The following is a 13,218-nucleotide window of genomic DNA, read 5'->3' as shown; positions in this document are numbered from 1 at the left end:
TTTTTATTTTTTGGGCTTCATAAGTATGAGGACGATTTTTCTTCGCTTAATATAGTAAACTATATAGCCCGCGATTCCGCCTACAATCGAGGGAACTAACCAGCCTAACCCCACATCATATAATGGGAGGATTTCAGTGAAAAAGTCATTAATTCCTTTGACTTTAATTCCAGCGGCATTCAAGCCGTCAAACAGACTAATAATGAAGGTTAATATTAAGCTGCCTTGATATACTTCTGACTTTCCTTTAAATACAGGATGTAAAAAGGTTAAAAATATTAGAGAAATAGCAATAGGATATATTGCGATTAATACTGGTGTTGAAACCTTAATGAGCTGTGTTAAACCTATATTCGCTACAATCATACTAAAGATAGATAGCATGAGAGCAATTCTTTTATAAGAGATCTTTGGAAATAATGTATGAAAAAAGGAAGAACAGGACGTAATAAGCCCTACGCTTGTCGTTAAACACGCTACTGTAATCATTAAGCCTAATAAAATGGAACCATAAGATCCAAAATAATAGGATGAAACTTTGGCTAACACCTCAGCCCCATTTTCTAAAACACCCAGTTTTTCAACACTTGAAGCTCCCATGTAGGCAAGAGACGTATAGATAAATGCTAAGAGGGTAACCGCAATGGTTATCGATTTGGCACAAATAATCATCAGCTCTTTTTTGGTAGTAACTCCTCTTTCCTTAATTGCATTTACGATGATAATGCCAAAAATAAAGGCTACCAGAGCATCCAATGTTAAATAACCTTCTTGAAAGCCTTTGAAAAAGACGTGCGAAGTATACCCTTCAGCAGGTGCTTGGAATGCTCCTATGGGGTGAATAAGTGCTACAGCCACAAGGATTCCAATGAATGTCAATTTAATAGGTGTTAAAAACTTTCCGATGACATCAATAATTTTTGTAGGGTTCAGTGATAACAAGCAGGCAACTCCAAAAAAAAGAATTGTAAATACCACAAGTGCGACAGGATGATCTGCACCGTTAGAAAAAAAAGGTCTTACTCCAATTTCAAACGACACGCTACCGGTTCTTGGAATTGCATATAAAGGGCCAATGGCTAAATAAAGAACCGTGGTAAAGACAATCCCGAATAAAGGATGTACACGACTTGCTAAAGCTTGTAAATTGCTTTTTCCTGAAAAAACAAAGGCAGTGATGGCTAGTAACGGTAAGCCCACTCCGGTAACCAAGAAACCCGCATTGGCTATCCATACATTCTTGCCGGCCATTTGACCAAGCATGGGGGGGAAGATTAGATTCCCTGCACCAAAAAATAAGGCAAATAGCATCGATCCTATAATAATAATAAAGGACGAAGTAACACTTTTTGACATAACAAATCCTCCAACCATGAAATCACAACATTTTGTTATCATTCATTTTCTTTTTATTTTGTATAGCACATGTGAATAAGGCATAGCAGCACCAAGTAGGGATAGCCATTCGCTAACCCTCCCCGCTCGGTGTAAGAACATTATTCAAGATGTGGGCTTCGATAACTCATCATTACACAATACTCTATATACATTCACGGTTTCAAGTAACTTTGTACTTGCGAAAGAACCCCTTCATCCCCTTGCTTTAGCAATTTATTGTCCTAACAGTATGACCATGTCAGTCAGACCTTAGAACAATTCTGCTTCTTGCCATGTTTCTCCTTCTACTAAATAAGCTCAATGACCTATAAAGAATTTTACACGTAGGACTTATTTCTTACAAGATAATAAAACCTCTATACAACCCTTCAGCGATTGATTGCAATAAGCACAGGAAATCTTGGGAAAATGCCCTATGGATTCAATGGATACATCTTTACAATTAATAGTACAGACAATGCTTAATGACGTTGTCAGCACATGGGTCAGCTACAATTTGAAGGGGTGCTTAAACATGAGAAATTTGGCAAAACGCAACTACTGGTCTTTAAGCGTTTTTAACTTCGCTTATCTGTTTACATGGTCTGCCGCCATGTCTTTTTTTGTCATTTGGCTGGGACAAAGCCTGGGAATTTCAGAAACCTACACAGGTTTTTTATACGCGGCTAACTCTATCGTCGCCTTGATCATGCAGCCTCTGTTTGGATACTTATCCGACAAGCTTGGCTTGAGAAAGCATCTGCTGTACATACTCTTTACAATCCTTTTACTGGTCGGACCCTTTTTTATCTATGTGTACGGTCCATTGCTTCAAACGCAGTTCGTCATTGGTGCCATTGTCGGTGCACTATTTATCGGCCTGGTGTTTAATGCAGGTAACGGTGTCGTCGATTCCTATATGGATAAAGTGTCGCGCAAATACGGCTTTGAATACGGACGAGTTCGTATGTGGGGCTCACTCGGGTGGGCAGCTGCTACCTTTGTTGCAGGACGGGTCATCAATATTAATGTAAATCTGACCTTCTGGATTGCCTCCGTATCTGCCGTTGTTGCCATGATCTGCATCTTCCTGACCAAGGTCGAAATTTCCGGACAGGAACAGCAGAAAACAGAATCGTTAAAGCTCATTGATGTACTGCATCTCGTACGTACCACAAAGTTCTGGTTTCTAATGCTATTCATGGTTGGCGTGACCCAAATTTATGAAGTATATGACCAGCAATTCGCTACCTATTTCGTCTCCCAGTTCAGTTCCAAAGCAGAGGGAAATCAATTCCTTGGCGATTTGAGCGCTGTGCAGGTATTCCTAGAATTTGTGTTCCTGTTTGTTACCCCATGGTTTGTCAACAAAACGACTGCCAAATGGGCATTAATTATTGCCGGAGCGATCATGTCATTGCGTATTATCGGTTCTTCGTTGCCGTTCGGTTCCATATGGGTGGCTGCAATGAAGATGATTCACTCCCTGGAAAAACCGCTTATTTTGGTAGCCATCTTCAAGTACATTACTGTCAACTTTGACCAACGGTTATCGTCTACCATGTACCTGCTGTATTTGTTTATGGGCTCACTGGTAGTATCTGTGTTCTCACCAATTGTCGGACATATGTATGAAGTTCTGAATTTCCCAATCACTTATGTTATTTTGGGTTCCATTGCAGGTCTGTTCACCATCATTTCCTGCTTTACACTGACAGCTGACAAGAAGAATGGAGAACGGTATCTAGAGGAACGCCGTAAACAAAATCTGAAAAAAGCTGCTAAACAAGCGGAAGCCGTTCACTCGTAATCTAATAGTAACAGCAAGCGGTAGTCCAGGACTTGTTTTTCTCGTCCAAGACTACCGCTAACTACGTTAAATTTTGAATACAGACACCGTTTGATTCATCTCTTCCGCCCGCTTGGCAAGCATGTTAGCACCTGCGGACACTTCCTGCATGGAAGCGGTAGTTTCCTCGACTACACTTGCGACTGTTTGAGTAGAATCGGCTGCACGTTCGGAGATTTCAGCAATTTTCTTCATCGATTCTACCATAGAAGCAGTTCCTTCATTTACGGATCTTGCTTCTACAGCCGCAGTGTCTACCTCACCGCTCACTTCTTCAACAGCGCCAACAATTTCAGAAAAGACATTACCGACACCCTCGACAAGTATCATGCCTTCATTTAGAGATTGAACCCCTTCATTCATTGAAATCACAACTTCGTCTGTTCTTAATGCAATTTCGTTGACCAAAGAGGAAATTTTGCCTGTTGCTTCACTTGCTTGTGCTGACAGATTACGTACTTCATAAGCAACAACCGCAAATCCCTTTCCCTGCTCTCCCGCCCTTGCAGCTTCTATACTCGCATTGAGTGAAAGCAAGTTGGTTCGCGCTGCTATATCACTGATCATCGCTGTGATCTGCCTAATTTCCGCAGATTTTTCCCCTAGAATATTTACCACTTCAGCGGACTGAGTTACCTTGGTATGCACATCTCTTATTTGAGAGACAGTGGAAGACATTTGGGTTTTCCCACCGTTTGCTTTTTCTTGTGCTTGGGTTGTGAGATTAGCTACATTCACAAATCGATTGGTTATGTTCTCTACACTTTTAGAAACGTCTACTGTGTAATTCAGCGTTTCAGCTATATCTGCAAGCTGTGTCTGAGATCCCTCTGCGACTTGAGTGGCACTTATAGCTATCTGTTCGGTAGCAATGCTTGTCTGTTCTGCACTGGCCGTTAACTGTTCAGCCGTAGAAGCAACCAGTAAGGAATTATCCACAACTTCCTTTAAAAGGTTACGCAGTGAATCGCACATTTCATTAAAATCGGATGCCAATTCCCCGACCTCATCTTTGGAACGGACCTTAAGGGGTTCCACTTGCAGGTTCCCCCTCGTTACCAGCTTAATCTGTTCCGCTATCTTTAATATGGGCTTAGTGAACGATTGAGCCAGTAAAAAAGAACCGATAATGCCAAGGATCGTACATATGATAGTCAAAGAAATCATCAAAAGTCTACCTGAATGGTAAGATTGACTCGATTGATTAGCTGCCTCAGTGGCATACTGCTCATTAAGCACCTTCAGTTTATTTACATCATCTAATGCCGCCTTATAAATAGAAGAATTTCCATGAACGATCATGTAGGCCATCACTTTGTCGTTTTCTTCCATGGCAGCGGAAACCACCTTTAGATGGCGAAGATACATTGCCCACTGACCATAAAAGTTGGTGAACAGTTCTTTTTCCTCCGCTGTAGAGGCTAAACTTTGATATTTATTTACACTCTTATCCATTGAAGCTGTAGCTTTGGTTAGTTCTTCTTGATAAGTGCTGCGAATAGCCTCATCCTCTTCGAGTATCAATCGAACAGTGAGTCTATCGATTTCTGTAATCTGCTTATCCATACCTTGAAGAAGAATAACCGCAGGTAAAGACCTGTTATTTACTTTATCAGAAGCCTCTCCCATTTCTGACATCTTAATGACGCCTATAACACTTGAAAGGGACAGTACGACAACCAGTATTAGCGCTGCACTCATTATTTTTTTCTTTAACGTTAGTTTAAACACCCTTATCTTCCTTCCCGTGACTGGTCTCATATCATCCCTGCTGAGCTTTCCAGTATATGCGTATTTGGCGCAACAGCTCAGCCTTATCTATCTTTCCACTAATGTAGCTTTGGATAGATGCTCCTGTAATGGCCCCATGATCAGGTGGAAGTGTTGCCATAAACGGCAGCGTCTTTCCGCTCGACAAATATGACTTGATCGATTTACTCAAGGGATCGGTAGGCACCAAGTTAATACTCTTGAAGGCCGGTATAACATTGGCCTTGTTGACCAAAAGTTCCTGACCGGACTTTTCGTATACCAGCCAGTTTAAAAATTTCTTGGCTTCCTCTTGCTGCTGAGGCGTGGTAGTTGTGGAGTCGATGAATACATACTTTGTCACACCAACTGTAATCTTTGAATTGTTGGGATCATCCGTATTATCGTTTAACGGAAGAGGCAAAAAACCGTATTCCTCATTTGCCGTATCATTGCTCTTTATTCCATTCCAAGCCCAGTTGCCCATAAACCAAAGCCCTACCTTGCCCTCTCCCAAAGCTTTGGCTCCATCGTCATACGTACTGTCCAAAGGCGAGTGCTTATTGATGCTGTTATCCTTGAGCAGGTCTAAAGTTTGTACCCATCCAGACATTACACTGTTTTGGGACAAATCGATGGAGTTGCTCTGCATACCTTTAACAAACTCTGGAAAACCCCCGGGTTGAACTGAATAAGACAGAGCTAAAAGATGAGAGCCGAGAGACCAGTCCATTGGTGAAAGCATGACCGGTGCTACTCCCGACTTCTGAATCTTAGCCATTAATGTGTTCAGGCTGTCTCTACTTTTTATCGAAGAAGGATCAAAAGAACCCCCTGTCGCCTTGTCCAGCACTTTCTTATTGTAAATTAATCCGTAGCCTTCCACTGCAAATGGAAATCCCAGCACAGCATCGTTTTTCTTAACGCCATCAAGTCCATTTTCTATCGTATCGGCTACCCACTTCTCTTTACTTAAATCAACGGCTTTATCCAGGAATGTCTGCGTATCGCCCGGGTCAAGCATCGACATCGTTGCTGGACTTCCTGAGCCGTACATTGACATCAGCTTTTGATATGCAGACGTTCCCTCTGGAGCAGTTATAATTTCTAAAGATACTCCCGGGTGCTCTTGATTGTATTGTTTTGCTACCTCTTCCAATTGGTTTTTTATTTCAGATTTGGAATTCAAAAATGTAATCTTGGTCGTCTGCTGTGATACTGGTGAAGCCGAACAACCTATAAACATCATTAAACATACTAGAGAAATCGCAACTTTTAGCTGTTTTCTCATTAACTTTCCCCCTAAAGATTTTCTTTGTAAATTTTATGAACAATATTCAATGTTATCGACATAATTCTTCAGGAAGATTAGAATTTTACGTTTGGTAAATATATACAAATTAATTAAATAGTATAAACTCGTTGTTACGTTAAGTTAATGAATAAGAAAGCGCAACAAAATTTTATCCAGTCGCGTCTTAATATGGAGGAAAGTTACTGTGCAACAAATTAATCAAAAAAGGAGCAATCTATTATGAACAAGGCATTCTTTGGGGCTTTTCTTGCTATCTTTTTATGTATTTCATCGTCCACTGCTTATGCAGCACAAAATCAAATCAAAGTTGACGGTGTGACGGTTACATCCGATGTGAAGCCCGAAATGAAGAATAATCGAGCCATGGTGCCTCTACGTGTTATTAGTGAAAGTTTGGGGGCTAGCGTCGAATGGTCCGATTCCGAGGTTATTCTCGCTAGGAGTGATGTGAAAGTAAAATTAGCAATAAACAAAAGCACAGCGGAGAAAAACGGTAAAAAGTTACTGCTTGATGTAAAACCATATACGAAAAATAATCGCATATATGTTATCACTTCGTTTTATGGCAGAGGCGTTTGGCTGCAAAGTCAATTACAGCAACTTTACAGTGAATGTTGATACTGAACCATTGTTCATAAACGGTGTACAAGTAAAGGCACTTCAACAGGAGTACCATATGATTATGGGCGGCGTAGTTCAGCAAATTCATGGCAATGCATATAACAAAACCATTTATAATATGTTTGCAAAAAATAAGGGTGAAAAGGTCGAAGCCCCTTCAGACTACTCTTGGAGCTTCACTATTGACACGCTTGGGTCTTATTATAAAAATGCCCAATACGATTTCTTAGACTCAAAAGGGAAAAGCTTAGCTCGTTATGATGTTTATTCTTTAATTCGTTCTTTTCCAACTGAACTTTTAAAAGAATACCCTGAGACTTTGGTTCATGATGTATCCAAGGATGAGTGGTACTTGTTTAGCGATACTGCAAGTCAATCCATATATAAGATCATTCATAATGCTACAAATAATGGTTTTCTGACGATTATAAGTAATACTGTTGTATAATGCATTTTTGTCTTATTATTGTTTCGAATAGATTAAAGACGAATCCCCAGCTGAATAAAAATAGCATGGGAACTCGCCTTGTCTAAAGCCTATACAAGCTGAACATTTATTTTTATATCGTAAGAGAGTACGGGGGGGTTATTTGTCCATCTGTAGCATTTCAGACTCATAGGACTGAAATGCATTTTCCATCCCCATCAAAACATCTTTAATCTTCATGTATCCTTTGGTATACGGCTCTGAATCGCGAATTTCTTCCCACATATAGTGATATTGCTTCATATCCTCCGTTTCACATACGACGAAATCCGTATAGTCCTTTCCAGGCAGCGCTTCTGCATCGAAAAAACGAACCTGAACATGTTCGCTATATTTCTGAATGCGAGTCTGCAATGCCCCCGCATATTTCCGACGTTCTTCCCGGGGCAGTGCCAGCCAGGAAGGATAAAATTCCAATAATACAATCATCATATAACGCATATGCCTGTCTCCTTTTTAGTAACGCTTGAATGGATGTATCGTTATTGTACGCTGCTTGTCTGCAAAGCTCATTAACATAGGTTAATGCGGATTAGTGCGCAGCAAACGACTCAGTGAGACGGGGGATACACCTATGTACGAAGCTATATGATATTGTGCAACCCGTTTGTCCAATCCGGGGTACTTGAGAAGAAAGGCATCATAACGTTCCCTAGCAGAAAGATACAACAATTCTCGTTCCCGTTCCTCTTTTCGAATGTATAATCTTTCTACACTCTTGCGCACGAACCTTTCCCACATGTGGCTTGTATCCATAAGTTCCTTCAGTACGTGATATGGAATCTCAATAACTACTGAATTTTCCATTGCCTCAATCGTAAAAGCGGATGGTTTACCTTGGATCATAGCGCCATAAGAGGTTACATAATCATCTTCAGGCGAAAAACCAACATTGTATTCTCTACCATCTGCCAATGTATAAAACAAACGGAATAATCCCTCTGAGCAAAAATAAGCATGTTTTACAAGGTCGCCGGTTTCAATGAGAACCGTTCCCTGCTGAACATGCCTCACTCGGGTTTGCTCTACAAACCTGCTCCAATCCTGATCTATAATCGAGGCTTGATGAGCCATTTTTTCTAATGAACGATAATATAATTGCATCTTCTCACCACCCCACAAAACGTTGATTAAGGAATAAAGATACCTTGCGGACTATATAAAAAACAGGGGATATCCCTCAGGTCTGGGTAGACCTGCAGGACAACCCCCAGCGACGTGTTCTATCAGGCTTGCGTAGCATCCTCTTCTACGAAAAGAGATACCTTGCGTATACCATCGGCTCCGATCACGACAAGTCCCTGATCCGACAAGCGAATTTCAGGGATAACGACCAGTGCGAGCAGCGACAGTGTCATCAGCGCGTTGTTCAGCATGCAGCCGGATTGCTGAAGTGCCCGGCTGATGCTTTCGGACTGCGCAGCCACCTCTGCAAACGGAGCTGGGGACATCAGCCCAGCGATCGGGAGCGGGAAGCGCGTCTCACCCGAGGCGGATACGACCACCACCCCGCCACGCAGGGCGACGGCCTGCTTCGCCGCCTGAGTCATGAGTTCGTCATCATTGCCAATGACGAGCAGATTGTGGCTATCATGCGCTACAGTCATGGCAATTGCGGCCGGCTCGGTGAAGCCGACGCCTGTCACAAGTGCCACCGCATGGCTGCCACTGGCATGATGTCGCTCGAAAACAGCGATTTTGCACAAGTCCTGTGCAGGATCGGATGTGATTTCGCCATCACGCACCGGAACAGTCATCCGAACTTCCTTCGTATCCACATGATTTTCTGTGACACGAATTACCCGTACAGGTATATTTCCTTCCTGTACTGGAGCTGCAATCCGGAAATCTGTAGTATTGAGCTCTCGTCCCAAATGGACCGTGTCCATCACTTCCGCAGGATAAACGAAGCTCTCCCAATCAGCGACCATTTGTCCATACTCGGCGACCAGCTGGCCTGCTGCAATGGTAGCCGTCACATTCACTTCGGCCAAGCGGCCATCAAGCAAGATAATATCGGCAATCGCACCGGGAATAATCGAGCCAATGTCCCGTGCTACGCCGAAGCGCTCTGCCGTATTCAGCGTTGCCATCTGAAAGGCAGTTACAGGCTTAACGCCTTGCGCAATCGCATGACGCACCACGAAGTCCATCTGCCCTTCATGGAGCAGGGATTCCGCGCTGCGATCATCCGTCACCAGCATCATGCGACGCGTATCAAGCCCCATTTCCGTGCTGGCACGGATCGTCTCGGCCACATCATGCCATGCGGAGCCCTGCCGCATCTTGGCATACATGCCGAGCCGGATACGCTCGGCTACATCCTCGGGCGTGACACATTCGTGATCGCCCGTAATTCCCGCGGCTGCATAGACCGGCAGCCGCCAATCATCGGAGGCCCATGTAAAATGGCCATCCGCCACCTTGCCAGTGCGAAGCGTAGCCTGAATTTCCCCGATCATCACATCGTCGCCATAGACGACGCCAGGGAAATTCATAACTTCGCCCAGCCCGATCATATCCGGTCCCCAGCTTAGAGCCTCTGCGACTTCCGCCGGACCGAAAGAGGCGCCGGTCGTTTCCAGGTCCGGGCCTGTGGAAGGCACGCATGAAGCTACCTGCATGTAAGCTGCCAGCGGTGTCGTGCGAGCTTCGTCCAGCATCAGACGAAGTCCTTTTAGACCCAGCACATTGGAAATTTCATGGGGGTCAAAAAAACCGCCCGTCACTCCCAACGGCAGTACAGCCTTTGCAAACTCCGTTACGGTGAGCTGCGTGCTTTCGATATGGCAATGCCCGTCCAGTAAACCGGGTGCCATATAACGGTCTTCCGCTTCAATGATTACGGTATCTTCTCCAATCGTATGGCTAACGTCTCTACCGACGTACGCGATACGCGAGCCTTGCACAGCAATAGACATGCCTGGTAACAATTCGCCCGATACCACATTGACCAGCGTTCCTCCGCGGATCACCAGCGATGCCTTGCGCTCCCCTCTAGCTGTAGCTATCAGATCGGGTACACAGTCCGCCAGCGGCGGGCGTTGAAATACTCTCTTCATGTCCATTACGTTTGTAACCTCCGTTTATGCTTCTAACCTGTTTGGCTATTTGCTTATGTTACTGGAATACGCTCAATAATGCCAGCCGCCGCTAGAGAACACGGTCACTTTCCTCCACTTTACGGGTATACGTATCTGATTCCTGTGTACTCACGAAGGGCGTAATCTCCCCTATGCTATATATATGCAGCAAATGCATTGCTCGCGTACAAGCGGTGTAAAACAATTTACGCTCACTCTCACGCTGATACTCTTGAGCCGATCCGTCATAAATGAGAACCGCATCAAACTCCACGCCTTTCGCCAGATAGGCCGGAATAATGTGAATCCCCTTTTCAAAAGCAGGGGTTGTTTTCTTAATTAATTTCGGCTTTACTGGCAAATGGCCTTCCAGTGCTTCGTAGGCTGCCGCGCTTTCACCAGCATTTTTACAGATCACCGCGATGGATTCGTAGCCTTCTGCCAGCAATTTGGTGACATTCTCTGCAATCAGTTGATGCAGCTTGTCACGCGAGTTCACCTCGGTTACAAGTGGCTTCTCCCCCTTACGGTTAAACGGAACAATATGCTCCCCTCCTGCTACCATTCCCCGGGTAAACTCTACAATCTCTTGTGTTGAGCGATAGCTGCGTGTCAGGGAGATCATCTCGGTCTGTTCTGCTCCATACAGGTCATACAACGGTTCCGCATCCTGAAGCACCGAAGCATGAGCATAGATGGCCTGATTAAAATCACCCAGTGCCGTCATTTTAGCCTGTGGAAATAATCGTTTGAAGAAGGCAAGCTGGAAGGGTGAATAGTCCTGTGCCTCATCAATAAACACATGACGGATGTTGCTATTGGAACGGAAGCCCAGCATCAGCTCACGCAAGTATAAAAAGGGCGTCACATCCTCATATGCTAATTCTCCAGCCTGAATGCGTTTTAGGGTTTGCCGACTAATTTCACTCCAGTGGACAGGCAGCTCTGCATGATTAGACAACTGACTTAATAGCGTCTCATTCATAAACAGCTCGCTGTATAAGCGGGTGGTGTCCACAAAGCGAAGCGCCTTAATCCACTTGCGCAGGGGCTTTAAGCGGTCACTGACCACCATACGCGCCAATATTTCTCTTTCACGTGTAAAATCGTCGAAGGTATCGCCTTTATTTTTGGATTTACGGCGCATGCGATTATATGCACGCTGATAATCCTCTGGCTCCATCAGATCCATCTGCTGGTCCACCCAAGGTGCGGCGCATTCTTCCTTGCCAAAGCGGGCCAGCTCCTTGAGCATCCAATCGCGCAGCAACTCCAATCGATTGGCCAGGCGTACAGCCGAGTCAAATTCATAAAACTTGCTTGCCATTTGCTCTACTGAAATCACCTCACGTCCCTGAAACCGGACAGGCTTAAATCGCATTCCCTCCTTTTCCAGGTGCGCCTTGTAGCCTGTAATCACATGTAAAAACGTCTTGGACGACTTAAAGCGGATACCTTCTATTCTAGCTTCATACCCAGGCTGTGATGACGCTGATAGCACATATTCAAGCTGCTCAAACGGATCTTCCAATTGAAACTCCCGGCCCAAACGCCGTTCCAAATATTCCTGAAACGTGGCCTGAAGCATATTTTCCTCACCCAATTCAGGCAATACTGTCGAAACATAACTGTTGAACATGGGGTTTGGCGAAAATAACACGACCTGATCCGCTCGCAAGCGATCCCGGTACTTATATAGCAAATACGCCACTCTCTGAAGCGCAGCAGAGGTTTTGCCGCTTCCTGCCGCCCCCTGAACAATAAGCATACGGCTTCGATCATCACGGATGATGCGATTCTGCTCCTTTTGAATGGTAGCGACAATACTTTTCATTTGAGCATCCGAGCTCCGGCTTAATACGGCTTGAAGAAGTTCGTCTCCGATGGTCACCCCTGTATCGAACATAAAGCGGATCTGCCCATCACGGATCGAGAATTGGCGTTTGAGCGTCAGTTCTCCTTCCATCTCCCCTGCCGGAGTCTTATAAGAAGCGGGGCCTGGCATGTTATCGTAATAAAGATTCGAAATAGGCGCACGCCAGTCGTAGATCAGAAATTCCTCATCCTGATTATCCAGCAGCGAGGCAATCCCCAGATAAATACGCTCCGCAGTCTGCCCTTCCTCAGCAAAATCAATACGTGCAAAATATGGTGAATCAAGCAACTTTTTCAAACGGCCTAACGCCTCAGTGGAATGCTTGTGTCTTCGTTCCCGCTCAGATAAAATCTCAGACTGCTGACGCAAACTGGTGGATGTCTCGCCCACATCATCCGCTTCACTGAAATTGATCGTTACCTCATCCCAGAAGTCTTTACGCATATCGACGACATCGCCGCGCACAGAACCAACCTCTGTCTCCAGCTTCCGAATACGTCCGCCAATTACTGCGGTCACATCTTCTACTCTTCGTTGTTCCTCATTCCATTGCTGCTCAGTAGTCACTGACATCGCTCCTGTTCCGTTTCCTCCTGCTCCGCGCAGGGCTCCCTTGCGTACAAACTATGCTCTATTATGAACCTGGGGATACTCATTGCATCCCCCTGATCCGGGAAAATTGACTAATCCTTTGAAGCATGCTATAATGTAACAAGAAGTGTAAATAACAACTTATGCAATACGGTTTTACTATAAAACATAGCATCCTCTATTGTAGCAAGTTCAGTCCCTGTTCGCAACCAGTGGGCTTTTTTTGTGCTTTCTGGCAACCTTCTATTAGCCTGTTCTACATCCTTGAAT

At 44.4% G+C, this 13,218-nt stretch carries 8 protein-coding genes and 1 pseudogene; 2 read left to right on the top strand and 7 right to left on the bottom strand.

Annotated elements, in window-relative coordinates; all coding sequences use genetic code 11:
• Window positions 1-3: 3 nt before the first annotated feature.
• A complete protein-coding gene (gene brnQ / locus ABEW32_RS21125; protein WP_430191475.1) occupies window positions 4-1,356 on the bottom strand; it encodes a branched-chain amino acid transport system II carrier protein in 1,353 nt (450 codons plus the stop codon).
• Between the two features lie 556 nt (window positions 1,357-1,912).
• On the opposite strand from brnQ, the gene ABEW32_RS21120 reads away from it, so the two are divergent.
• Entirely contained in the window at window positions 1,913-3,187 is a 1,275-nt protein-coding gene (locus tag ABEW32_RS21120; RefSeq protein WP_430191473.1) for an oligosaccharide MFS transporter, read from the top strand.
• 66 nt (window positions 3,188-3,253) lie between these two features.
• Here ABEW32_RS21120 and ABEW32_RS21115 read toward each other — a convergent pair whose 3' ends face one another.
• Both ABEW32_RS21115 and ABEW32_RS21110 read right to left on the bottom strand, forming a co-directional pair.
• Window positions 3,254-4,987 (bottom strand): methyl-accepting chemotaxis protein, encoded by a 1,734-nt coding sequence (locus tag ABEW32_RS21115; RefSeq protein WP_430191472.1) that lies wholly within the window; start codon window positions 4,985-4,987, stop codon window positions 3,254-3,256.
• Between the two features lies 1 nt (window position 4,988).
• The gene (locus ABEW32_RS21110) at window positions 4,989-6,266 is read right to left on the bottom strand and encodes an ABC transporter substrate-binding protein (protein WP_430191470.1); all 1,278 of its coding nucleotides are present in this window, start codon (window positions 6,264-6,266) and stop codon (window positions 4,989-4,991) included.
• A 243-nt stretch (window positions 6,267-6,509) separates the two neighbouring features.
• Between ABEW32_RS21110 and ABEW32_RS21105 the strand changes: the two are divergent.
• Window positions 6,510-7,359 (top strand): annotated as a pseudogene (locus tag ABEW32_RS21105) (copper amine oxidase N-terminal domain-containing protein).
• A 138-nt stretch (window positions 7,360-7,497) separates the two neighbouring features.
• On the opposite strand, the gene ABEW32_RS21100 reads toward ABEW32_RS21105, so the two are convergent.
• From ABEW32_RS21100 to helD, 4 genes are all read right to left on the bottom strand, one after another.
• On the bottom strand, window positions 7,498-7,839 hold the full coding sequence (locus tag ABEW32_RS21100) for a darcynin family protein (protein WP_430191468.1): 342 nt from the start codon (window positions 7,837-7,839) through the stop codon (window positions 7,498-7,500).
• A gap of 81 nt (window positions 7,840-7,920) precedes the next feature.
• Complete coding sequence (locus ABEW32_RS21095; protein WP_430191466.1) at window positions 7,921-8,502, bottom strand: Crp/Fnr family transcriptional regulator; 582 nt, start codon at window positions 8,500-8,502, stop codon at window positions 7,921-7,923.
• A 122-nt stretch (window positions 8,503-8,624) separates the two neighbouring features.
• Window positions 8,625-10,466 (bottom strand): adenine deaminase, encoded by a 1,842-nt coding sequence (locus tag ABEW32_RS21090; RefSeq protein ID WP_430191464.1) that lies wholly within the window; start codon window positions 10,464-10,466, stop codon window positions 8,625-8,627.
• Window positions 10,467-10,551: 85 nt separating this feature from the next.
• Window positions 10,552-12,930, bottom strand: coding sequence for an RNA polymerase recycling motor HelD (helD, locus tag ABEW32_RS21085; RefSeq protein WP_430191462.1), 2,379 nt, complete (start codon window positions 12,928-12,930; stop codon window positions 10,552-10,554).
• Window positions 12,931-13,218: the final 288 nt, after the last annotated feature.

Origin of the sequence: Paenibacillus jamilae (assembly GCF_050482105.1) — a bacterium.
Classification (GTDB): domain Bacteria; phylum Bacillota; class Bacilli; order Paenibacillales; family Paenibacillaceae; genus Paenibacillus; species Paenibacillus jamilae_B.
This window is presented reverse-complemented; position numbering and strand designations above follow the sequence as displayed.

Coding starts and splice junctions, on each gene's coding strand:
- brnQ (WP_430191475.1), bottom strand. CDS start 1,356: ATGTCAAAAAGTGTTACTTCGTCCTTTATTATTATTATAGGATCGATG.
- ABEW32_RS21120 (WP_430191473.1), top strand. CDS start 1,913: ATGAGAAATTTGGCAAAACGCAACTACTGGTCTTTAAGCGTTTTTAAC.
- ABEW32_RS21115 (WP_430191472.1), bottom strand. CDS start 4,987: ATGAGACCAGTCACGGGAAGGAAGATAAGGGTGTTTAAACTAACGTTA.
- ABEW32_RS21110 (WP_430191470.1), bottom strand. CDS start 6,266: ATGAGAAAACAGCTAAAAGTTGCGATTTCTCTAGTATGTTTAATGATG.
- ABEW32_RS21100 (WP_430191468.1), bottom strand. CDS start 7,839: ATGCGTTATATGATGATTGTATTATTGGAATTTTATCCTTCCTGGCTG.
- ABEW32_RS21095 (WP_430191466.1), bottom strand. CDS start 8,502: ATGCAATTATATTATCGTTCATTAGAAAAAATGGCTCATCAAGCCTCG.
- ABEW32_RS21090 (WP_430191464.1), bottom strand. CDS start 10,466: ATGGACATGAAGAGAGTATTTCAACGCCCGCCGCTGGCGGACTGTGTA.
- helD (WP_430191462.1), bottom strand. CDS start 12,930: ATGTCAGTGACTACTGAGCAGCAATGGAATGAGGAACAACGAAGAGTA.